The sequence below is a fragment of the Streptococcus cristatus genome (assembly GCF_001588905.1).
GTDB classification, from domain to species: Bacteria; Bacillota; Bacilli; order Lactobacillales; family Streptococcaceae; genus Streptococcus; species Streptococcus cristatus_N.
In genome coordinates this window covers 91,853-114,785 of the sequence record NZ_LAWH01000016.1, presented here as the reverse complement: position 1 = coordinate 114,785, position 22,933 = coordinate 91,853, and the positions used below count along the sequence as shown (strand labels likewise).

The following is a 22,933-nucleotide window of genomic DNA, read 5'->3' as shown; positions in this document are numbered from 1 at the left end:
TCCTTTATAAAAGCCAAAAGGGCTGGAAATTTCTTTCCAACCTATGTATTTTAAATTTACACTTAATTTACACATTAAAGCGGAATTCCATAATATCGCCATCTTGAACGATATATTCTTTTCCTTCTTCACGCAAACGTCCAGCTTCTTTTACAGCCTTTTCAGATCCATATTTCACCAAATCATCATAAGACATCGTCACTGCACGGATGAAACCTTTCTCAAAGTCTGAGTGAATGATGCCAGCTGCTTGAGGGGCTTTCATACCACGCTTGAAAGTCCAAGCCCGAACTTCCTTTTCACCAGCTGTAAAATAGGTTCCAAGTCCCAAAAGATGATAGGCTGCTCGTGTCAATTTGTCTACACCTGACTCTGTCAAGCCAATAGCTTCCAGAAATTCTGCCTTGTCTTCATCGTCCAGTTCAGAAATTTCCTCCTCGGCACGCGCTGAGATGACAACAACTTCAGCATTTTCTGTAGCTGCAAATTCACGAATCTGCTTCACATAGTCAATATTGTCTGGATCTGCAACTTCATCTTCACCAACATTGGCCACATAAAGTACTGGCTTAGTCGTTAAAAGAAAGAGACCTTTGACGATTTTTTGCTCTTCTTCTGTAAACTCAACTGTCCGAGCCGACAGACCATCTTCCAGAACAGGCTTGATTTTCTGCAAAACATTAAATTCTGCAACTGAGTCCTTGTCCTTCTGAGTACGAGCCATCTTCTCAACACGCGCATAGCGTTTATTAATGCTTTCCAGATCGGCCAAAATGAGCTCCAGATTGATGGTCTCAATATCAGCCATAGGGTCGACAAAGTCAGACTCACGGCCCTGTTCCCGCATGACATTTTCATCATCAAAGGCACGGACTACATGGACGATAGCATCCACTTCACGGATATTGGCCAAGAATTTATTTCCCAGACCTTCTCCTTTTGAAGCTCCCTTTACAATACCAGCAATATCTGTAAATTCAAATGTAGTGGGAACCTTCTTTTGAGGTTTAATCAATTCTGTTAGTTTGTCCAAACGAGCATCTGGCACCTCTACCCGACCGACATTTGGATCAATGGTCGCAAAAGGGTAGTTAGCAGCTTCTGCCCCTGCTTTTGTAATTGCATTAAATAAAGTTGACTTGCCCACATTAGGCAGTCCAACAATCCCTGCTGTTAAAGCCATTCGTATCTTCTCCATTCATCTTTTCAATCCAAACCATTATACCATAAATCCTTATCCTAAACAGCGGATTTGAATGAAAAATTTCCTGCTTTCTGGAATAGAAATAGAAAATATTTCTGCAAAAAATGATATAATATAGTTAATATTTTGATAAAAGGAGTTAGCCATGAAAAAAATGACAATTAAAACCTTTGTTCTTTCTTTCTTGACGATGTTTACTTTACTTTTTTTAGCTGCCTGCAGTAGCAGTCCTAAAAAAGCCTATTTTCAGTTGATTGATCAAAAGACCAAGCAAGACAGCCGGATCACTCTTGAGTATAAGGGCGATGATTTGCTGAACAATGAAACCAGCAATGTTTTCTATTATGAGCCTATCGGATTGACAAAAGATACCGCCAAAGAACAAATTGGAGGCTACATGCAAACGCTGGAAAATATTAAAGGACTTACTAATAAAATCGAATATAAAGACGATCATTTGACGCAAAAGATGACGATGGATTTTAGCAAGGCAGATATTTCAGAACTGAAAAGCAAGCAGCTTATCCAAACAGATGGAGATCAAAAAGCTAATTATATCAGTTATAAAGAAACGGTAAAATCTCTTGAAGCTTCTGGCTATAAAGAAGTAAAAGACGGCAAATTTGAAGAACTTAAATAAAAGCAGAAAACGGATAAGACTTTCTTGGTCTTATCCGTTCTTTGTTGATGAAGTAGGTCATTCAAAATTGGATTAGTCAAAAATATGGACTATTCGATGACCTTCTTCATTTTTCTTTCAAAATCATATCTGCTCATCATAACAACGTGTTCGCAGTTGCTGCAGCGAATCTTAATATCTGCTCCCATGCGGACGACTTCCCAACGATTGGCCTTCTTGCCCGTTGACTTAATGGTACAGGCATGGGGCTTTTTCATTTCTACAAAAGTTCCAAGTTCGTACATCTTCTCTCCTTTTGACAATCTTTTTTTATTATCTTAAAAATACAGATTGACGCTTTTCTCCATCCTAGCTGTATTATACCACAAGTTTAGAGTCAGCTGGCTTGTAAATGATCAAAATAAGACAAGGCGGATCGATTCAACCTTGTCTTAAATCTTATCTTCTAATTAGTACGGACTGGCGTGATCAACTGGATAAAGTTTTCAGCATCTTCGCTTGGTACTAAAGTGAAAGGCCGAACAGCTGAAATAAAGCTAATGGTCACCTTCTCACTATCGACTGCCTTTAGCGCTTCGATCAGGTAGGTAGGATTGAAACTAATGGTCAAATCTTCTCCTGACACACTTTCTGTATCAATTTCTTCATTTACGCGCCCAACTTCTGGTGAATGGACGTGAGCGCTGACAATGCCCTTCACAATTTCCAGTTTCACTGTTCCGTTCTGGGTCGCATTGGACAGAAGACGAGACCGTTCCATGGCATGACGTAAATTATTGGTATTAAAGGTCACAACGCTTGAAAATTCTGTTGGAATCAGGCGGTCTGTGTCAGGATAGTTTCCTTCCAACAGGCGTGTATAGAAGCTGATATTTTCACTTCTAAAGAGAAGTTGATTATTGGCAAAGAAAACCTCTACTGTTTCAATTTCATCTGTGAAAACAGCTGTAAATTCACGCAGAGAACGGCTAGGGATCACCACATCAAAGTCATCACCCTTCTTGTCCAAAGTAATTTTCTTTTGGCTCATCCGGTGAGAGTCTGTCGCAACTGTTTTGAGGGATTGATTATCTGTCAAAACAAAATGAACACCCGTCAAAATAGGACGGCTTTCTTGCGTGCTAGCAGCAAAAGCTGTCTCATTGATGATATTTTTAAGGACTTTTGTTTCTAAAACCAAAGGATTGCTGGTAGAGACTTCCTGGATACGTGGGTATTGATCTGCATCTTTTCCTTTTAGCGTAATTTCTGACTTGCCGCTGGTGAGGACGATTTGTTTTTGATCAATTTCTTTAAAATCAAGCACGATATCTGGCAAGCTAGAAATGACATTGATAAAGAAATTTGCTTCGAGAAGGATCGAACCTGGCGAAGTAATCAAGAGTCCAGCATTTTCATTTTGAACTGAAATGAAGTTTTCAATGGAAATTTGACCATTGGAACCAATCAAGGTAATGCCTTCTTTCGTTACATCAATTTTAACCGTTGATAAAATTGGAATAGCGTTTTTGGTACTGATAGCTCTCTTAGTTGTATTCAAAGCTTGTAGGAATAAATTTTTATTAATAGAGAAGTGAATCATAGGGACTCCTTTTATTATTTATGATTATTAAGTTAATAGTAATAGTAGTTCTTGTGGAAGTTGTGGAAAAATGGAGCAAAGTATCTTAAATCAAGTTTTAAGACTTGTTCACAACCTGTGGAAAAAACTTTAGATTCGTTCAATCTTTTCCACACCCTTATTTTATCTTGTTTTTGATATTTTCGATTTCAAGTCGCAAGCTATCGTCAGTTTCGAGTCGGTTTTTGATTTTTCCATGCGCGTGAATGACTGTTGTATGGTCTTTGCCGCCAAATTCTCGCCCGATTTTTGGTAGGCTATTGTCTGTTAGTTCGCGGGCTAGATACATGGCTACCTGTCTAGCTAAAACGATATTTTGGACGCGACGACTTCCCTTCATTTCCTTGACACTGACGCCATAGAAATTGCCGACCTCAGACTGGATTTTTTCAATTGGAATGACTGTTACCTGACTAGAATCCTGCTTGCGAGCTCGAATAGCTTCAGCAGCAATATCAATCGTAATTTCCTTGAGATTGCGGACTCTTGCAATGAGCGTAATATCATTGAGAGCCCCTTCTAGGTCACGGACATTCGAGTCAAATTGTCCGGCGAGGTACTCCAAAGTATCATTAGGGAAAATATAGTCCAGATGTTCGATTTTGTTCCGGAGGATGGCAATCCGCGTTTCAAAATCAGGTGGTGTAATATTTTGAGTGAGCCCCCATTTGAAGCGCGTGACCAAGCGTTCTTCCAAATTATCAAGATGATCTGGACTGCGGTCGCTGGTCAGCACAATCTGCTTGTTATCGCCGTGCAGGGCGTTAAAAGTATTGAAAAATTCTTCCTGGGTAGAGACTTTTTTTCCGCCAAGAGACTGGATATCATCAATCAAGAGCAAATCCAAACTTCGATAGATTTTTTTGAAATTGTCCATGTCACCGAGCCTCAGATGCTCCAGAAAGTCATTGATAAAGGTTTCCGCTGGAATATATTTTACACGCGCATCAGGAATATTTTCTAAAATTTGGTTGCCGATAGCATTCAGTAAGTGGGTTTTTCCTAGACCTGGTCCGCCATAGATAAATAGGGGATTATAGGTAGTTGCTAGATTTTCAGACACAGCCAAGGCTGCTGCTTTAGCCCAGATATTCCCGTCCCCTTGTACAAAATTATCAAATGTATATTTAGCTTTTAATCCAGTATCAATTGGCGGCAAACTTGGTCGAAATGGAGTTTTTTCAGCCTGTTCCTCCAGCTGATATTTAGAAATACTGTCATGTCCTGCTTCTTCAAAGACGTATTTGGCCGTGATTTGATCGTTGAAAATTTCAAAGCCAGCTGTGAGAATAACGCCGACTAAGTTTTGTTCCCAAAATAGCTGTTTGACGGGGCTATCCAAAAAGATAGTGGCCTGGTTATTTTCAATGGCTATCAATTTTGCTTCTGCAACAAAAAAATCATAGGTTGTCTGTTTTAGCTGAGCAGCGGAAAGTTCTAAAATTCTTCGCCAAAATTCTTGCTCTTTGGTCATTGCCTCCTCCTTTTCAAAAAATTATTCTCTATATCGATTCTCATTTTAACATAAAATGACGAAGTTTTCCACAAGTTGTGGAGAAAAATTAACAATGTTCATAAGACTTATCCACAGATTGTGAATTGTTAGTAAAATCCCTATTTTTCAACATTTTAAGCTACTTTTAAAGGTGGAAAAGTCTGTTAGTTTGAAAAAAGAAAATAACAGCCCTATTTCAGGCTGTTTATAATTCTTTGATACTCTTCCTCGTTCTCAAAAGGAATAACGATCTTTCCTTTTGAAGGATTTTTTAATTGAATGGAGACATTGAGTCCAAGGAGTTTTTTTAGTTTTTCTTCTTCTGAATGGGCAAAAATTTCTTTGTTCTTCTTAGTCTTTGACTTCTTGGTTTTTTGTAATGAAAGTTCAAGAGCACGAACGGATAAATTATCTTGAATGATTTTGTCCAGCCAAAAAACTTGCTCTTCCTTTTTGAGTGGAATGAGGAGACGAGCGTGCCCTTGCGAAATCATTTCCTCTTTGACAGCGTCCAGCATAAAAGCTGGTAGCTGTAACAAGCGGACAAGATTACTGATGTAAGGCCGAGATTTTCCCATTATTTTTGCAATTTCTTCATGGGTCAATCCTTTCTCAATCAGATGCTGATAGGATTCCGCTTCTTCGATCGGATTGAGGTCTTCTCTTTGCAAATTCTCGATGATGGCGTGCTTCATCATGTCATCGTCAGATAGGTCTTTAATGAGGGCAGGAATGTTTTCTAAGCCAGCAATCTTAGCAGCTCTGAATCGTCTTTCACCTGCTAAAATTTCGTAACCAAATAAGGAAGATTTTCTCAAAATAATGGGCTGAATAATTCCATTCTCTTTAATGGAAGCTGCCAATTCATTTATTTTCTCTTGAGAAAAGCTTTTTCTAGGCTGATAAGGATTGGTTCGAATGTCTTTTAGTGGTATGTATTGATAATTTTCCATTTGTATATAGCATAACACACCTTTACGATCGTGTAAAGGTGTGTTGACAATTATGTAAAGGCTTAGTTGTTACTTAAGTCCTGGGTTGATTTGGTCAATTTAATGGTTGTAGTAGCTTCTTTACCATCTCTGAAGTAAGTCACTTTTAACTCATCTCCTAGAGAGTGTCTGTAGAGAGCAGATTGTAAATCACTGGTTGACTCGACATCCTTATCATCAACTTTTGTGATGACATCATATTTCTGAAGTTTATTTTCAGCAGGCATTCCTTCTTGTACAGAGCGGACAAGGATACCTGATTTTACAGATGAAGGCAGACGTAATTTTGCTAAGTCAGAAGTGGCGATATTAGATAAATCGAGCATTTGGATACCCAGAGCAGGACGAGTCACTGTTCCATTTTTCTCTAATTGCTTGATGATATTGACAACATCGTTTGATGGAATTGCAAAGCCCATACCTTCTACAGCAGTTTGACCATTGTGAGAGATTTTGCTGGACGTAATACCAATAACTTGCCCTTGGATATTGATGAGTGGGCCGCCAGAGTTACCAGGGTTGATAGCAGCATCTGTTTGCAAGGCAGTCGTCGAAATATTTTGGCCGTCTTCAGATTGTAGAGTTACATTTCTACCCAAACTAGAGATGATTCCTTGTGTAACAGAGTTGGCGTATTCTGTTCCGAGAGGGCTTCCGATAGCAATAGCAGTTTCTCCTACTGTCAGGGAATTTGAATCTCCAAATTCAGCTACATCTTTCACCTTTTCAGAGCTAATTCTTACTACAGAAATATCAGAATAAACATCTGATCCCACCACTTCACCAGGAACCTTACTACCATCTGCTAGTAGAATATCGGGATTTTTTGCTCCATTTAGCACGTGAGTATTGGTAACAAGGTAGGCATATTTTCCTTCCTTCTTATAAATAACACCTGATCCCTCACTAGCTACTTGAGGGTCACTGGTTGATTCATTATTGATAACTCCTTCCTGATTAGAACCAGTATAAGTAATCACCGATACAACTGCGTTTTGCACTTTTTTTACAGCCTTTGTGGTGTCGGTTGTATTTTTATAAGACGTTGATACAGTAGTCTTTGAATTTGAAGAACCAAGATTAGCCATTTTATTATTAACAAATGCAGTGGCTAAATTTCCTAGGCTTCCGCCGATAAATCCTACAACTAAAACAATAAAAAGCAACAAAGATTTTTTAAAGAAATTTGAAGCGTTTTTCATATTTTCCTCCTTGATTACAATTGATGAAATTATAGAAATATATTCTTAATTATAACTTAAAATCCACAAGTTTTCCACAACTTGTGGAAAACTTATAAAAAATGTTGATAGAGGTTAGAAAATACATAGATTCAACAAGTTTTCCATAAAAAACTGATGTGAATAAAGTGTGAAATCCATGTGGATATGATAGAATGGAAATATGAAAATAAAGCTTGTAACTGTTGGAAAATTAAAAGAAAAGTATCTCAAGGATGGGATTGCTGAATATACTAAACGTCTGAGTCGATTTTGTAAGTTAGAAATTGTAGAATTAGCAGACGAAAAAACACCAGATAAGGCCAGTGAGCTAGAAAATCAGCAAAACCTCGAAAAAGAAGGAAGTCGTATTTTAGCAAAAGTCTCTGAACGAGAATTCGTGGTTGCTTTGGCTATTGAGGGGAAACAATTTGCTTCAGAAGAGTTTAGTTCGATCTTGAACGACATCACAGTTCGTGGCTTTTCTGATATTACATTTGTGATTGGTGGCAGCTTGGGTCTGTCTCCTGCTGTCAAAAAAAGAGCTAATCTACTGATGAGTTTTGGAAAATTGACCCTGCCTCATCAATTGATGCGCCTTGTTTTGGTAGAGCAGATTTACCGGGCTTTCATGATTCAACAAGGGAGTCCCTACCATAAGTAAATCTTGACGATACTAGATTTTTCTGATAGAATGAAAAGGTATCGGTCTCATAGCTCAGCTGGATAGAGCATTCGCCTTCTAAGCGAACGGTCGCAGGTTCGAATCCTGCTGGGATCATAATATACACTATTCAGACACGAAAAATTTCGTGTTTTTTTATTATATTTTTTGAGAAAACGACATTTCAGGAATAAAAAATGACATTTCAGGGAAAGATGACAGATTATTTGAAATTTTATTTATAATAGATCTTGTAAGGTAACACTTACGAAAAAATGTTTAGGAGAATCTAATATGAAAAATACTCAGAAAAACTTTAAAACAATCGCTCAATTCCCAGTCTTGAATGAAAAAGAACTTAAAGAAGTTCTTGGAGGAGATTTAAGAAATATCTTCTTAAAAATTAAATTTAAGAAAAAATAACATTGATAACTGAGGAAATGGAATTATGTTTGAATTATTTTTTTGGATATTGCAAGCCGCCATTGAAGTATATTTCACTATTGTTATATATGAAAAGATCAATAAAGTAAAATCTAGTTTTTACTTTACTTTTCTGTGTGCTATAGTCTTAATTTTATTACCATTACTCATATTAAATTTAGAATCTATATTTTCTTTGTCAAGGCATGTTCTGTATTTTATTTTACTACTGATTTATCCTCTTTTTTTCTACAGGTATTTTTATAAAAAAGAGAAGTTATCAACTCTTTTCTCTATATTTCTATCTCTTCTCCTTTATTTAACAGTCCAGGCTTCTACTACCTTTTTTTCCGTCATTATTTCCTCAATTACAGGGGATTCATTTGTAAAAGATAATTGGGCTGTCTTTTATATCATGATAAACAGTATCTCTGTTCTATTTATGCTTAAGTTTATCGACTACTTACCATTTTACGCATGTGATTTTAAAGAGGAGGTCTTTAAAAAGACAATTAAGAGAATTAATATTTTTTATGTTATAGATATTTTCATTTTAAATGTTTCTCATTGGTTAAGTGAAGACGATCATTTTAATAGTTTTAGTAGTATGCTAGCTACTATTTGTTTCTTGATCTTTATGACGACTCTTTTCTATTTGAAGGCAATTCGGGAAAAGTATGAAAAAGAAGAGGAGATTCGACAAAGAGAATTGGAACAGTTGCAGCTGCAGCAGTATACAGATGAAATTGTTTCTCTCTATAATGAAATTCGTGGTTTTCGTCATGATTATGCTGGCATGCTGACCAGCTTTCAGACGGCCATCAATACCCAAGATATCAAGGAAATTGAAAAAATATATCAAGAAGTTTTAGTTGATGCAAATTTAAAATTACGCTCGGATAAATACACTTATTTTGATTTGAACAATGTTGGTGACTCAGCTCTTCGAAGCGTTATGACAGAGACTTTGTTCAAGGCGCGTGAACACCAGATTGATTTGACATTTGAGGTTAAAGAGCCTGTTGAGACATTACCGATTAAGCTATTAGACGTGGTAAGGATGGCCAGTATTTTGCTAAACAATGCTGTTGAAGGCGCAATCGAAAGCTATGAAAAAATGATTCATGTGACTTTAGTTCAACTCGATACAGAAATCATTTTTGTTGTAAAAAATTCCCGCAAGCAAAGAAAATTAGATTTAGAAGAAATTTATGAACCAGAGTTCTCAACGAAAGGTTGTCGAAGAGGCCTAGGTTTAAATAATCTAAAAGAAATTTTAGAGAATTATGAATATATCATGCTAGATACAGAAATAAGTAAGTATGATTTCACCCAAGTATTAACAATTAAAAGAAGGAATAGTTTATGAGAATCTTAGCATTAGAAGATACCTTAGCCCACCAAGTCCGCATGGAAAAAACTTTAGCAGAGATTGCTGAAGAAATGGGGCTTGATATCCAGGTCAAAATCACAGGAAAAATTCAGGAATTTAAGGACTACGTCGAAAATGAAGATGTCAATCAGATTTATTTTCTGGATATAGATATTAAAGGGGAAGAGACCAAAGGATTGGAGGTCGCTCGTTTTATTCGTCATCATAATCCATATGCTATTATTGTCTTTGTGACTTCAAAATCAGAGTTTGCGACCATGACCTTCAAATATAAGGTATCTGCTCTTGACTTTATTGATAAAGATATTAACGATGATTCGTTTAAAAAACGTATAAAAGAGTGTATCATTTATACGAAAAATACCTTAATTACAAACACTAACATGGTTGATTATTTTGAATACAGCTATCGAGGCAATGATGTGCGCGTGCCATTTAATGATATTTTGTATATCGAAACCTCAAGCTCCTCCCATAAGTTACGGATGGTCGGAAAAAACTTTATAAAAGAATTTTATGGAACGATTGCCAGTGTTCAAGAACAGGATGAGAAAACCCAACGTTTCTTTGCTTCCCATAAATCTTTCTTAGTCAATATTGATAATATCTGCGATTATGATAAGAAAACAAAAGAAATTATATTTATGAAGGCCGCCGTTGCCCTGTTTCTAGGCTAAGAACAAAACATTTAAAAGAAATTTTAAAAAATAAATAAAAAACTGTTGACAAAGATTCAAAACCTGATATAATAGAATATGTTCTGAAAAGAACATAGATGGTCCGTTGGTCAAGGGGTTAAGACACCGCCTTTTCACGGCGGTAACACGGGTTCGAATCCCGTACGGACTATACTATCCGCCATAGCTCAGTTGGTAGTAGCGCATGACTGTTAATCATGATGTCGTAGGTTCGAGTCCTACTGGCGGAGTAAAAGAGTTTCAGGTATGCGAATTACTAATAATAAAAAGAGGACAATTGTCCTCTTTTTTTGTATGATATCAGGCAGAAATTTGATAAGTTTGATATAATAATTTTAGAAAATATGTTCAAGAGGTTTCTTATGAAATCATTAAAATTTCAATCTGTTTTTGACATTATCGGGCCTGTCATGATTGGTCCTTCCAGCAGTCATACTGCAGGGGCTGTGCGTATCGGTAAGATCGTATCCTCTATTTTTGATGATACACCAACCGAGGTTGAATTCCAGCTTTTTAATTCCTTTGCAAAGACTTATCGCGGGCATGGAACAGATTTGGCGCTGGTAGCAGGTATTTTAGGAATGGATACGGATGATCCTGAAATTCCTAACAGCCTTGAAATTGCCCATAAACGCGGTATCAAGATTGTCTGGACTATTCAGAAAGATAGCAATGCTCCTCATCCAAATACGACAAAAATCACGGTTAAAAACGCCCATAAAAGCATCAGTGTAACGGGTGTGTCTATCGGTGGTGGAAATATTCAGGTGACCGAGTTAAATGGCTTCTCAGTCTCTCTCAGCATGAATACGCCAACCATTATCATCGTCCACCAAGATGTTCCAGGTATGATTGCCCATGTAACGGAGGCTCTATCACGCTACAATATCAATATTGCTCAAATGACGGTGACTAGAGAAAAAGCGGGCGAGAAAGCGATTATGATCATTGAGGTGGATAGTCGTAGTTGCGAAGAGGCTATCGAAGAGATTCGGAAAATCCCCCATCTCCATAATGTCAATTTCTTTAAATAGGAGAAGAGATGTTTTATTCAATAAAAGAATTAGTTGAGCAGGCTGATTTGGATTTTAATGGCAATGTTGCTGAATTAATGATTGCGACCGAATATGAATTGACAGGTCGGAAAAGAGACGAAGTTTTACGTCTGATGAGCCGAAATCTTGAGGTCATGAAAGCTTCGGTTCTTCTTGGGCTTGATGATAGTAAGTCTCGCAGCGGATTGACCGGTGGAGACGCAGCCAAGCTGCACCACTATATCCAGTCAGGGAAGGCCTTGTCGGATTATACTGTGCTGACTGCTGCAAAAAATGCCATTGCTGTCAATGAACACAACGCTAAAATGGGCTTGGTTTGTGCTACACCAACAGCAGGTAGCGCTGGCTGTCTGCCAGCAGTCCTTACATCAGCGATTGAAAAATTAGATTTGACAGAGGAACAGCAATTAGACTTTTTGCTGGCTGCTGGTGCTTTTGGCTTGGTTATTGCCAATAACGCTTCTATTTCCGGTGCAGAAGGAGGCTGTCAAGCTGAGGTGGGCTCCGCTTCTGCTATGAGCGCAGCTGCCCTGGTTTTGTCTGCTGGTGGCTCTGCTTTTCAGGCGAGTCAAGCTATCTGTTTTGTCATTAAAAATATGTTGGGCTTGATTTGTGACCCAGTAGCTGGTCTGGTAGAAGTTCCTTGTGTCAAAAGAAATGCTATGGGAGCTAGCTACGCCTTTATCGCAGCGGATATGGCTCTGGCCGGAATCGAGTCCAAAATACCTGTTGACGAAGTCATTGATGCCATGTACCAAGTAGGCTCTAGCCTGCCTACTGCCTTCAGGGAAACGGCTGAAGGAGGGCTAGCTACAACTCCTACCGGCCGCAGACTTTCAAAAGAAATTTTTGGAGAATAAATAGTATCTTTGAGTAAGAAAAAATGACTAAATATGTTTAGTCATTTTTTTATTATTTTAGTAAGCCCAAGCAGATAGTCCTTGTGCACTGTAAGCACGGTAAGCTGCTTGAATTTGATCTTCAACAGTTGCAGTAGATCCCCAACCTGGCATTGTTTGGAAAAGACCACTTGCTCCTGATGGGTTGTAAGCATCAACTTGTCCGTTAGATTCGCGAGCAATAATATTTTCCCATGTAGATGCAGACACTCCTGTCATTTCAGCCATACGAGCAGCTGCGTAAGAACCTACAGCACCTGGAGTATTACCATTTGCGAGTACGACGTCTGATGAATAGGCAGAGTAGTCTGAAGTTGCAGTAACTGCAGGAGTTTCTGTCGTTACTGGAGTTTCCGTAGCTACTGGGGTAGCTGGAGTTACTGGAGCTGGGACTGCTGGTGTCGCTGGTGAGACAGCAGGTGCTGATGTTGTTTGTTTTGCAACATCTTTCAAATCACCCAATTCCAAAACTTGTCCAGTCATGATAAAATCTGGATTTGAAATTTTATTTAATTCTACCAAACGTTCAACAGTTGTTTTTTTACTTTCAGCGATTTCTGATAAGGTATCTCCAGCTTTTACTGTATAAGATTCAGCACTAGCAACAATAGTTGATGCAAATAGTGTTGCTGTAGCAATCGTTCCTGCTAGAGTCAATTTTTTCACTTTCATACTCATTTTAAAAGTTTTCTCCTTTAGTTATAATACTATCATACACATTAAATATTACTAAAAGATTACATTTTAAGCACGAATATTACAAAAATATTGAGATTTACACATAAAAATATTATTTTAAAAGGATTTTTAGTTTATTTCATTAGATAGCAGGAAAAAATATTGAGATAAAACTTATACTATTCTCTATTTTTTCAAGAAAAAGAGTAAAATGCCAATCAGGAAAATAGAGAGAAGAGCAAGATTATCAATCATTTTCCAAGAAAGTTGTCGATAGCGGCTTCTTCCTTCGCCTCCACTATAGCCACGCGCCTCCATTGCGATAGCTAAGGCGTCTGCCCGCTTGAAACTAGAAGCAAATAAGGGAATTAAGATTGGAATGATTGATTTAACCTTTTGAACAATCGTTCCTTCGCCAAAATCAACTCCTCGAGCCCTCTGAGCATTCATAATTCTCGTAGTGTCATCCATTAAAGTCGGTACGAAACGCAGGCTCATAGAGAGCATGAGACCAATTTCATGCGTAGGAACTTTAAAGACTTTGAGTGGTTTCAGTAGAGCCTCTACTGCATCTGAAAGGCTGAGTGGTGTTGTGGTTAAGGTCAGAAGGGTTGAAAAGAAGATAATCAAAACAAAACGGCTAAAGATAATCCCCGCTTGAGAAAGACCAAATTCCGTAATTTTAATGAAACCAAATTGGAAAAGTACCTTGTCTCCCCCCGTCAGAAATAGCTGGAAGAGGGTGGTAAAGGCAATAATGAACACCATTGATTGAATGCCCTTTAGAAAGAATGTCAAAGGAACTTTTGAGAGAAAAATCAGAGTGAAAACGAAAACAAATAGCAGTAAATTAGTGATGAGATTATTGGCCCAGAAAATCAATAAAATAAAGAAGAACATGGCCACCAATTTACTACGCGGATCCAATCGATGGATGACTGAATTTCCTGGGATATACCGTCCTAAAATCAATTTATCCATGTATCATCTCCTTAAATTCCTCAATCGTAATTGGATAATGAGAAAATGTCATTCCTTTTTTAGCTAATTCTTGGGCAAATTTCGTGATTTTAGGCACTCCTAGCTGAATCTTTTCCATAAAATCGACATCTTGAAAAACTTGAGCAGGCTGGCCGCTTTTGACGACACGCCCCTTCTCCAAAACATAGACTGTATCAGCAAAATCAGCAACATCATCCATTAAATGGGTTACAAGAACAATGGTCATTCCAGCTTGATGCAGTTTTTTAAAGAGGCTCATCAATTCCTTTCGTCCTGCTGGATCAAGTCCGGCCGTTGGTTCATCCAACACCAAGATGTCAGGTTCCATTGCTAGGATTCCGGCAATGGCGACCCTTCTCATCTGCCCGCCAGAAAGTTCAAAAGGACTGCGGCCAAACAATTCTTCAGAAATGCCGACAAGGCTTAATTTTTCACGTGCTAAAGCCTCGGCTTCTTCTTTAGAAACACCAAAATTTTGCGGACCAAAGGCCACGTCTTTCAAAACAGTCTCATCAAAAACCTGACTTTCAGCAAATTGAAACACCAAACCAACCTGTTTACGAACTTGTTTAATGTCCTTGTTGACAGAATTTGAAGTGATGGTGACATGATTGACTTGCACACTGCCTTCGCTAGGAGTCAGCAAGCCATTCAAAAGCTGTAAAATGGTTGATTTTCCGCTGCCAGTGTGTCCAATCAAAGCCGTATAGCTGCCATCTTTGATTTCCAAATCAACTTCAAAAAGCGCTGGACCCTCAAATGGAGTTCCAGCCTGATAGGTATAACTGACTTTATTTAGAGTAATTCCCATAATTGTTCCTGCAATTCTTTTTCAGTTAAATAGGTTTCTGGCAGAGTTAGCCCAGTTTGAATCATGGCAGCTTTGACCTGGTTGACAAAGGGTTGATCCAAGCCCAAGTCTTCCAAATCAGGTCTGGAAAAGAGTTCTCTTGGTGTAGCGGTTGACTCAACTTGACCATTTTTCATAACGAGGACACGGTCACTCAGCGAAATCTCGTCCAAATCGTGGGTAATGGAGATGACTGTTAACTGATTCTTATCTTTAATTTTCTTGACAGTCCGAATCAATTCCAGTCGTCCTTCTGGGTCTAACATACTGGTTGCTTCATCCAAGATGATAATATCTGGCTGGAGCGCGACTACGCCAGCAATAGCGACTCTTTGCTTCTGTCCGCCGGAAAGTCGAGCAGGTTCTCTCTCTTTAAAATTCTGCATGCCGACTAGTTCTAGAGCTTCATGGACGCGTTTCACCATCATCGGATAATCCATGCCTTGATTTTCCAGACCAAATGCAACGTCATCCTCAACAGTGGCCCCAACAAACTGATTATCAGGATTCTGAAAGACCATGCCGATTTGGCGACGTTTTTCCCAGACATTATCAGCCGTCAATTTATCTCCAGAAATGATGATATCGCCACTCTCGGCTTCTAAAAGACCGTCAATCAAACGAACCGTAGTCGATTTTCCGCTGCCATTGTGGCCGACAATAGATAGCCATTCTCCTTGTTTCACGTGAAACGAGACATCTTTTAAAATATAATCTTCAGACTTATGGTCATAGCGATAACTAAGATTTTTTACTTCAATGATATTTTCCATATTATTTAAATGTATCTTTAAAGAGATAGGCACTGCCCTTGAAATAATCATAGCCAGAATAAATAGTGAAAATCAGGGCTATGTAAAGGAGAATCTGACCGATTAAAGTCCAATGGAGCAGAAGAAAGAGGATGGCAAACATCTGCGTGAAAGTCTTGATTTTGCCTGGCATAGCAGCCGCTAGAACTGTTCCGCCAGTTTCTACCAAGAGGAGCCTCAAACCAGTGACAGCCAGCTCTCGGCAAATGATGATAGCTACTACCCAAGCAGGAGCCATTTTCATTTCAATCAGCATGATAAAAGCGGACATAACCAGCAGTTTATCGGCCATGGGATCGACAAATTTCCCAAAATTGGTCACGACCTGCCACTTGCGCGCCAGATAGCCATCCAGGTAGTCTGTGATGCTGGCAAGGGCGAAAATGATTCCAGCTAGGATATGCATGGCTGGCGAATGCCCAAAAGTCAAAATCAAAATAAAGATTGGAATTAAGGCAATTCTGGCAAGGGTTAAAGCGTTGGGGATATTTTCTTTTTTCATCATTCTTCCTTTATGATTCAATTGTAAGGGTGATTATAGCACTGTCGCTGGTCAAGGTAGATAGGTCTATTTTCTGACTGCCGACAGTGACAGTGACGCCTTTTACAACTCCTAAGGTAATTGTATAAGTCGTATTGGGAGAGAGTGTCACTGTTTGGCTTGATTGGGCTGGAGTAAGGGTTGTACCTGCTGCCAAGTCTGTATTTGTCACACTAATCCAGCTTGAGGTATTGTTTGCTGAGATTGTTAACTGAGTATTTTGCGACTCACCACGATATTTTGCAATTAAATAGTTTCCTTCTCCAGTGACTTCCAGCTTTTCTTTTGTTGAGCTAGAGTCGGTTGTGGAAGTCTCAGGTGGAGTTGAACGATCTTCGAGACTTGAGCTCGAGACAAGGCTGTAACTATCGGAGCTGGTAAACTGCGGAGTAGTTGTATTTGCATATTGCCAAACGTAATAGGTGACAAAAATAATGATGGACAGGGCAACTACTAGGAAATAAAAGAGAGGAAGCGAAAAAGAACGATTTTTATATTTTCTGCTTCGAAATTCCTCGTTTTCAGCTAATTCAATTTCGTCATAAACGACAGTATTATCTGTGTCATATGCCTCTAAAAGAATTGTCTCGTCTAAATCCAGAGCCCAAGCGTATTTTCGCAGCAGGCTACGGACGTAAAAGGCATTTGGAAATTTTTCGTATTGATTGTTTTCAAGAGCCTTTAGATAGTCAGTTTTTATATCTGTTTTTTTGGCTACATCTGCTAAAGTAAGTTTCTGATTTACTCGAGCAAGTCTGAGTACCTCTCCTATCGTTTTTTTTCTCATACGGATAGTCCTTTTCTCTTAGACATTATTCTAACAAAATTTTGAAATAAACTTGGAACTATTTTGGGAAAATAGTAAAATCTGTCATATCACACTGGTCGATAAAGCGATGTCCAACTTTTAAGACGTCATTTAAAGTGATATCCTGTAAAATCTTAGGTAAATCAAAAAGATTCTCCCCTTTTAAATGCGGTTCATATTGAGTTGCCATGTATTCAAGAGAATTTAGCCCATGCAGCAGATCTCCAAACATTTCACTTTTAATCGTATCCAGGTGTGTTTCTGTGACATCTGGATCCTGAGCAAACTTCCGGATGGCTGAGCGGAATTGATGAGAAATTCCTACGGGTTCCTGCGTGTCCATAGTTAGGATGACAAAGTGGAAATCCTTTTCCACTTCTACTTCAAGAGTGAGCGAATTGTCAATTTTTCCGTTTTCATACAGGGTCTGGAAACGCTTGGAAGTCCAACCAAACATCATGGCAAAAAGCAATTTCAGGGCAATTTTATAGCGATAAAGCTCCGTATCCTGTATTGCATCTTTGCCACGAATACCAATCGCCAACTTAGGGCTGGCAACTTCCATTCGACTAGTAGCAGTTGGAACTACTGGCTGTAAGATGAGAGGCTCTTTTTCAATCGTTTCAGTTAATAATTTAGGAGATAAAGTCTCTTGTGTTTGGACAATATCTTCAAAAGTAGACTCCAAATCAAAATTACCAATGACAAATAAAGTCATATTGGACGGACGGTAGAAAAGGTCAAAGTTCTCTGTCAGATCTTCCATAGTAATATCCATGATTGACTCTGTCGTTCCGGCGATATCTTCTGCTAGTGGAGTTTGAGGATAGAGATTGCTCAAAGCACCAAAGAAGAGCCGATAATCTGGATCGTCTCGGTACATTTCGATTTCTTGCTGGATAATTCCTTGCTCACGTTGAACAGATGCTTCTGAAAAATTAGCTTTGGAAACGAGTTCCTGCAACAGCTTCAGATTTTCTGCTACACAGTTTGTTGTAGAAAACAGATAGCTAGTCCGTGTAAAGCTTGTAAAGGCATTACTTTCTGCGCCAAATTTAGTAAATTCCAGCAGTAAATCCTCACCGTTTTCACGCTCGAATAGTTTGTGCTCCAAAAAATGCGCAATCCCTGCTGGATAATGAGAAACTTGCTTTGTTTCACGTGAAACAACCCTAGTATCAACAGAGCCAAAATGTGTTGAGATGATGCCGTAGGTTTCATTAAAATCATTTTTAGGGAGTAGGTAAACCTGCAATCCATTTGCTAGCACCGCCCGATAGATGCTTTCTCCCACGGCTATATAATTGATTTTTTCTAAACCTGGATTCTGCATTATTTCCCTTCCATAAAGTAAATCGCCTGTAATTTCAATTGCTGGGCTGCCTCTATAAGATCAGCTTTGCTGACATTTTCTAATGCTTTCAGCCAAGCCTCTAGTGACAGAAATTTTTTCCCTAGAACAGAGGACATGTAAGCACGCTCAATCAAGGTGTTTTGTCGATCCTGAGCCAGAAGTATTGAATTTTTCAGCATATTCTTGGTTTGTTCAAGTTCTTCATCTGTGAAATGTCCCCGCTTCAAATCTAGAATTTGTCGGTTGATTAAAGCGATGGTCTTTGTCCGATTTGCTCGGTCAATTCCAGCATAGATTCGCATCAAACCAGAAAAAATATCAAAACTACTAGAAATAGTGTAGGCTAGGCTCTCTTTTTCCCGAACATTGACAAAGAGTTTGGAATGAGCAAATCCTCCCAATAAGCCATTCAAAACAATTAGAGGCAGATGGCTGCGATCCCCATATTGACTAGAAAAATGGTAGGCCAGTTCAACAATGGACTGATGTACATCTCGCTGCTCCAGCTTTTCTCTGGTTATATTTGAATAGTTTTGCTGATAGCTAAGCTGTAAAGGCTGCTCTCGCTCAGAAAACTGGAACTCTTGGAGTTTCTCACGAACAGCAATCTCATTAAAATCACCTATGAAGAAAAAATCAATTTGATCCTGATTTAGCATTTGCTGAAAAGCAGCGAAACTAGTTTCAGCCGTTTCTTTTTCTACTAGCTCGATTGTTGCCACGCGTGGAATCCGCATTTCTGGTAAATCGTAAAATAAATTATTTAACTCTCTGTGAGCATGGTAGAAATGATTCTCAATTTCAGCTTCCAAGTCTGTTAAAACATTTCTCTTTTCAATCTCAAAAGTTTTGGTATCAAAAGCCTGTCCATTTGACAGAGGAAAAAAGAGACTAGCCTTCAAAAAATCTAGTATTTCATCTGCCAACATATTTTTTCGGCTCAAGAATTGATCCCGCACGAAAGAAAGATTGATATCCAGATAATGCACTAATCCCCGTCGTGAAAGACTTGTCGAATAATTAGCCCCATATAAATTCGCTAATTTTTCTCGAAAGGCTTGCGATGTTGGATAAAGGGCATTTGAAGTTTCCAGCATACTGGCCGTAAGAACCCGCCCAGCTATTGTTTTTTCAGACATAGGAGCTGAAAATCGCACTTTAATTTTATTGGTTTTAAATTTTTCTGACTGAATGAAGTGAAGATGTAATCCTTTTATGATTTCCATTGCGCTCCTCATACCGAATAATATAGACTTCTATTATAACACGAAATGCTATTTAATGCTTTGTAAGGATCGGCATTTTTAGAGATTAAAGCGTTTTCTATTTTTCTAGTAAAACTTGTCCTTGAATGAGACTACCACAGAACAGTTTCTGCTTAAATTATGATATAATGACAAGGATTGAGGTGAAATATGGAATACAAATTATTTGACGAATTTATTACTCTACAGGCTCTCTTAAAAGAAGTCGGTATCATTCAAAGTGGCGGAGCAATCAAGTCATTTTTAGCAGATCATCAGGTTTTTTTTAACGGTGAACTAGAAAATAGACGAGGAAAAAAACTTAGAATTGGGGATGTAGTCTCTCTCCCAGATCAGCAACTGGAGATCATCCTCTTTGCCCCAAGTCAGGAGGAAATCCTTGAACATCAAGAGGAGCAAGCAGAGAAAAAAAGAGTGGCAGACTTGGTTAAAGCCATGAATAAGGACTTGAAAAAATCTCAACCAGCAAAAAAAGAACAGAAGAAAAGAAAGCCCGAGCAGAGAAGCAAAAAAGCACCTGTTCGCTTTCCAGGAACTTAAGCCATGTGGTTAAAAACGCTGAAAATTAAACATTTTCGTAATTACCAAGCTGCAGAGGTTGATTTTGATCCTGGCCTTAATATCTTTCTGGGGCAAAATGCACAGGGGAAAACCAATATTCTAGAAGCCATCTATTTTTTAGCCCTTACTCGCAGTCACCGGACCCGAACCGATAAGGATTTGATTCATTTTCAAGAGAAAAATCTTCAAATTTCAGGAATCATTGAAAAAACAACGGGTAAAATCCCACTTGACATAGAGTTGACACCAAAGGGGAGAATCACCAAAATAAATCATTTAAAACAAGGGAAACTATCAGATTATATAGGGGTTGTCAACGTTGTCTTATTTGCTCCAGAAGATTTACAGCTCATTAAAGGCGCCCCTGCTTTACGCAGAAAATTTATTGATATTGAGCTTGGGCAAATCAAGCCCATCTATCTTTCTGACTTGTCTAACTATAATCATGTATTTAAGCAAAGAAATGCCTATCTTAAGGCCAATGACAAGGTAGATGAAACCTTTCTCTCTGTTCTAGATGAGCAACTGATTGATTTTGGTTGTCGTGTCATGCAACATCGCTTAGACTTTATTGAAAAGCTAGAAGGTTTTGCTCAGGAAAGTCATAGCGATATTTCTCAAGGGAAAGAGAATTTGACAATCAAGTATTTGTCATCTGTTCCGTTTTCACGTCTCGAAGATTTGGAAACTTCTTTTCGGTCAGCCTTATCAGAAAGTCGTAGACGAGACCTTTTCAAAAAAAATACTGGTGTTGGACCTCATCGAGATGATATTAACTTTTTTATCAATGATATGGATGCCGGATTTGGTAGCCAAGGCCAACACCGTAGTGTTGTTCTATCTCTCAAGTTAGCTGAAATTAAACTAATAGAAAGTCTTACAAAAGATACGCCGATATTATTGCTTGACGATGTAATGAGCGAACTTGACAACATGCGTCAATTAAAATTGCTAGAAACTATCTCTCAAAACATCCAGACTTTCATCACGACAACCAGCTTAGATCACTTACACAATCTACCAGAAGATATTAATATTTTTCAGATAAGTCAGGGCGTAATTAAGAAAGAAGAAAATGTAGGCTTTACAAATTAGCAAAACAACTGTAAATTGAATTTACAACATTGCAAACTTAAAAAACAACCTTGTCAAGGAGTTGACAAGGTTGTTTTTCTTTATAATTTTATTGGACAGAGTAGTTTGGAGCTTCATTGGTGATTTGTACATCGTGAGGGTGACTTTCTTTCAAACCAGCACCACTCATCTCAATAAATTGAGCATTTTCATGAAGTTCTTGCAGATTAGCTGCACCGACATATCCCATACCAGAACGGATACCGCCCAACATTTGGAAGACGATATCTGCAGCGGCTCCTTTATAAGCTACACGCCCTTCAATTCCTTCTGGAACTAGCTTATTAGCTTCATTGACAGAGCCTTGGAAGTAGCGATCGCTGGAGCCTTTCTTCATAGCTGCGATAGAGCCCATTCCACGGTAAGTTTTAAATTTACGTCCTTGGAAAATTTCAGTCTCACCTGGCGCTTCGTCTGTTCCAGCAAACATGGAACCAAGCATGACTGCATTTCCACCTGCAGCTAAAGCCTTAACAATATCTCCAGAATATTTAATTCCACCATCAGCAATGATGGTTTTTCCATATTCACGTGCAACTGCAGCTGCATCGTAGATTGCTGTTACTTGTGGGACACCAACACCAGCAATGACACGAGTTGTACAGATAGAACCTGGTCCGATTCCAACTTTTACTACGTCAACACCAGCATCAAAAAGGGCACGCGCACCTTCTGCAGTTGCAATATTACCAGCAATCAAAGTACGGTCTGGGAAGTGAGCACGAATCTCAGCAATTTTACGTAGAACCCCAGCAGAGTGACCGTGTGCAGTATCAATAACAATTGCGTCAGCACCTGCTTCAAAAAGGGCTTCGGCACGTTCAAATGTATCTGAAGTGACACCTACCGCACCTGCAACCAGAAGACGACCAAATTCATCTTTGGCTGCATTTGGGAACTCAATCACTTTTTCAATATCTTTAATGGTGATGAGACCAGAAAGTCGACCGTTTTCATCCACTAAAGGTAGTTTTTCAATCCGGTGTTCTTGCAGAATTCTTTCAGCAGTTGCCAGATCAGTTCCGACTGGAGCTGTAACAAGATTTTCACTGGTCATGTGGTTGGAAATTGGTTGATTGTAATCTGAAATAAAGCGTAAATCACGGTTAGTCAAGATACCGACTAATTTACGATTTTCCATCGTTTCAACCACTGGAACCCCACTAATGCGGTAGCGCCCCATCAATTCATCTGCTTCAGCAATTGTATGATTAGGAGTCAGGAAGAATGGATCGATAATGACACCATTTTCAGAACGTTTTACCTTACGAACTTCATCAGCCTGCTGTGCAATAGACATATTTTTGTGGATGACACCTAGACCGCCGGCACGGGCAATAGCAATCGCCATTTGACTTTCGGTAACTGTATCCATAGCCGCAGTAATAATTGGGATATTTAATTTTAAATTCTCAGCAAGTTTTGTACTTAAATCAGCATCGTTTGGCAACACATGACTTTCAGCTGGAATGAGCAATACATCATCAAAGGTAAAACCTTTTTTCAAAAATTTAGTGTCCCAGTTAGACATCCACAGTTTCCTCTTTTCTTATATATTGAGCAGGGCTCGTCTTTTTATTGTTAATATCATACCATTCTATAGGCATTTGTCAATGATTATTAT

At 38.6% G+C, this 22,933-nt stretch carries 23 protein-coding genes, 3 tRNA genes and 1 pseudogene; 12 read left to right on the top strand and 15 right to left on the bottom strand.

Annotated elements, in window-relative coordinates:
• Positions 1-67: 67 nt before the first annotated feature.
• Complete coding sequence (gene ychF / locus A0765_RS03330) at positions 68-1,183, bottom strand: redox-regulated ATPase YchF (protein ID WP_062004601.1); 1,116 nt, start codon at positions 1,181-1,183, stop codon at positions 68-70.
• Between the two features lie 166 nt (positions 1,184-1,349).
• On the opposite strand from ychF, the gene A0765_RS03325 reads away from it, so the two are divergent.
• Positions 1,350-1,844, top strand: a complete 495-nt coding sequence (locus tag A0765_RS03325; RefSeq protein WP_048765803.1) for a DUF1307 domain-containing protein — start codon at positions 1,350-1,352, stop codon at positions 1,842-1,844.
• Between the two features lie 89 nt (positions 1,845-1,933).
• Here A0765_RS03325 and A0765_RS03320 read toward each other — a convergent pair whose 3' ends face one another.
• The 5 genes from A0765_RS03320 to htrA form a co-directional block, all read right to left on the bottom strand.
• Entirely contained in the window at positions 1,934-2,128 is a 195-nt protein-coding gene (locus tag A0765_RS03320; RefSeq protein ID WP_005591376.1) for a DUF951 domain-containing protein, read from the bottom strand.
• 161 nt (positions 2,129-2,289) lie between these two features.
• A complete protein-coding gene (gene dnaN / locus A0765_RS03315; protein ID WP_062004599.1) occupies positions 2,290-3,426 on the bottom strand; it encodes a DNA polymerase III subunit beta in 1,137 nt (378 codons plus the stop codon).
• 157 nt (positions 3,427-3,583) lie between these two features.
• Entirely contained in the window at positions 3,584-4,939 is a 1,356-nt protein-coding gene (gene dnaA / locus A0765_RS03310) for a chromosomal replication initiator protein DnaA (protein WP_062004597.1), read from the bottom strand.
• Between the two features lie 212 nt (positions 4,940-5,151).
• Positions 5,152-5,913 (bottom strand): ParB/RepB/Spo0J family partition protein, encoded by a 762-nt coding sequence (locus A0765_RS03305; RefSeq protein ID WP_062004595.1) that lies wholly within the window; start codon positions 5,911-5,913, stop codon positions 5,152-5,154.
• A gap of 62 nt (positions 5,914-5,975) precedes the next feature.
• Complete coding sequence (gene htrA, locus A0765_RS03300; protein ID WP_062004593.1) at positions 5,976-7,154, bottom strand: serine protease HtrA; 1,179 nt, start codon at positions 7,152-7,154, stop codon at positions 5,976-5,978.
• 202 nt (positions 7,155-7,356) lie between these two features.
• On the opposite strand from htrA, the gene rlmH reads away from it, so the two are divergent.
• The 9 genes and pseudogenes from rlmH (at position 7,357) to sdaAA (ending at position 12,265) form a co-directional block, all read left to right on the top strand.
• Positions 7,357-7,836, top strand: a complete 480-nt coding sequence (rlmH, locus tag A0765_RS03295) for a 23S rRNA (pseudouridine(1915)-N(3))-methyltransferase RlmH (protein WP_062004591.1) — start codon at positions 7,357-7,359, stop codon at positions 7,834-7,836.
• A 43-nt stretch (positions 7,837-7,879) separates the two neighbouring features.
• Positions 7,880-7,953, top strand: a tRNA-Arg gene (locus A0765_RS03290).
• 177 nt (positions 7,954-8,130) lie between these two features.
• Positions 8,131-8,259 carry a bacteriocin gene (locus A0765_RS03285; protein WP_005591382.1) on the top strand — a complete coding sequence of 43 codons (129 nt, stop codon included), beginning with the start codon at positions 8,131-8,133 and terminating at the stop codon, positions 8,257-8,259.
• Between the two features lie 22 nt (positions 8,260-8,281).
• The gene (locus tag A0765_RS03280) at positions 8,282-9,628 is read left to right on the top strand and encodes a GHKL domain-containing protein (protein WP_371259500.1); all 1,347 of its coding nucleotides are present in this window, start codon (positions 8,282-8,284) and stop codon (positions 9,626-9,628) included.
• Positions 9,625-10,367, top strand: a pseudogene (gene comE, locus A0765_RS03275) (competence system response regulator transcription factor ComE). The gene A0765_RS03280 and the pseudogene comE overlap by 4 nt, the downstream one beginning before the upstream one ends.
• A 62-nt stretch (positions 10,368-10,429) precedes the next feature.
• A tRNA-Glu gene (locus A0765_RS03270) sits at positions 10,430-10,501 on the top strand.
• A gap of 5 nt (positions 10,502-10,506) precedes the next feature.
• Positions 10,507-10,580, top strand: a tRNA-Asn gene (locus A0765_RS03265).
• Between the two features lie 132 nt (positions 10,581-10,712).
• Positions 10,713-11,384 (top strand): L-serine ammonia-lyase, iron-sulfur-dependent subunit beta, encoded by a 672-nt coding sequence (gene sdaAB, locus A0765_RS03260; protein ID WP_045499905.1) that lies wholly within the window; start codon positions 10,713-10,715, stop codon positions 11,382-11,384.
• 8 nt (positions 11,385-11,392) lie between these two features.
• Positions 11,393-12,265, top strand: coding sequence for an L-serine ammonia-lyase, iron-sulfur-dependent, subunit alpha (gene sdaAA / locus A0765_RS03255; RefSeq protein ID WP_062004588.1), 873 nt, complete (start codon positions 11,393-11,395; stop codon positions 12,263-12,265).
• Positions 12,266-12,322: 57 nt separating this feature from the next.
• On the opposite strand, the gene A0765_RS10595 is transcribed toward sdaAA, so the two are convergent.
• The 8 genes from A0765_RS10595 to yfmF all read right to left on the bottom strand — a co-directional run bounded on the left by A0765_RS10595 (position 12,323) and on the right by yfmF (position 19,575).
• Positions 12,323-12,982: a LysM peptidoglycan-binding domain-containing protein gene (locus A0765_RS10595; protein WP_062004586.1), complete on the bottom strand. Its 660-nt coding sequence runs from the start codon at positions 12,980-12,982 to the stop codon at positions 12,323-12,325.
• Between the two features lie 186 nt (positions 12,983-13,168).
• Positions 13,169-13,963 (bottom strand): energy-coupling factor transporter transmembrane component T family protein, encoded by a 795-nt coding sequence (locus A0765_RS03245; RefSeq protein ID WP_062004585.1) that lies wholly within the window; start codon positions 13,961-13,963, stop codon positions 13,169-13,171.
• Positions 13,956-14,795, bottom strand: a complete 840-nt coding sequence (locus A0765_RS03240; RefSeq protein ID WP_062004583.1) for an energy-coupling factor transporter ATPase — start codon at positions 14,793-14,795, stop codon at positions 13,956-13,958. The genes A0765_RS03245 and A0765_RS03240 overlap by 8 nt, the downstream gene beginning before the upstream one ends.
• Positions 14,780-15,607 (bottom strand): energy-coupling factor ABC transporter ATP-binding protein, encoded by an 828-nt coding sequence (locus A0765_RS03235; RefSeq protein ID WP_062004581.1) that lies wholly within the window; start codon positions 15,605-15,607, stop codon positions 14,780-14,782. The genes A0765_RS03240 and A0765_RS03235 overlap by 16 nt, the downstream gene beginning before the upstream one ends.
• 1 nt (position 15,608) lies before the next feature.
• The gene (gene pgsA / locus A0765_RS03230) at positions 15,609-16,148 is read right to left on the bottom strand and encodes a CDP-diacylglycerol--glycerol-3-phosphate 3-phosphatidyltransferase (RefSeq protein ID WP_062004579.1); all 540 of its coding nucleotides are present in this window, start codon (positions 16,146-16,148) and stop codon (positions 15,609-15,611) included.
• 10 nt (positions 16,149-16,158) lie between these two features.
• Positions 16,159-16,974, bottom strand: coding sequence for a cytoskeleton protein RodZ (gene rodZ / locus A0765_RS03225; protein WP_062004577.1), 816 nt, complete (start codon positions 16,972-16,974; stop codon positions 16,159-16,161).
• Positions 16,975-17,032: 58 nt separating this feature from the next.
• Entirely contained in the window at positions 17,033-18,328 is a 1,296-nt protein-coding gene (gene yfmH / locus A0765_RS03220) for an EF-P 5-aminopentanol modification-associated protein YfmH (RefSeq protein ID WP_062004575.1), read from the bottom strand.
• Positions 18,328-19,575 carry an EF-P 5-aminopentanol modification-associated protein YfmF gene (gene yfmF, locus A0765_RS03215; protein WP_062004573.1) on the bottom strand — a complete coding sequence of 416 codons (1,248 nt, stop codon included), beginning with the start codon at positions 19,573-19,575 and terminating at the stop codon, positions 18,328-18,330. The genes yfmH and yfmF overlap by 1 nt, the downstream gene beginning before the upstream one ends.
• Before the next feature lie 189 nt (positions 19,576-19,764).
• On the opposite strand from yfmF, the gene yaaA reads away from it, so the two are divergent.
• Together yaaA and recF are read left to right on the top strand one after the other, a co-directional pair.
• Positions 19,765-20,154: a S4 domain-containing protein YaaA gene (gene yaaA, locus A0765_RS03210; RefSeq protein ID WP_062004571.1), complete on the top strand. Its 390-nt coding sequence runs from the start codon at positions 19,765-19,767 to the stop codon at positions 20,152-20,154.
• Between the two features lie 3 nt (positions 20,155-20,157).
• A complete protein-coding gene (gene recF, locus A0765_RS03205; RefSeq protein WP_062004570.1) occupies positions 20,158-21,270 on the top strand; it encodes a DNA replication/repair protein RecF in 1,113 nt (370 codons plus the stop codon).
• An 88-nt stretch (positions 21,271-21,358) separates the two neighbouring features.
• Here the strand turns inward: recF and guaB are convergent, their stop codons facing one another.
• Positions 21,359-22,840, bottom strand: coding sequence for an IMP dehydrogenase (gene guaB, locus A0765_RS03200; RefSeq protein WP_005591397.1), 1,482 nt, complete (start codon positions 22,838-22,840; stop codon positions 21,359-21,361).
• Between the last annotated feature and the right edge of the window lie 93 nt (positions 22,841-22,933).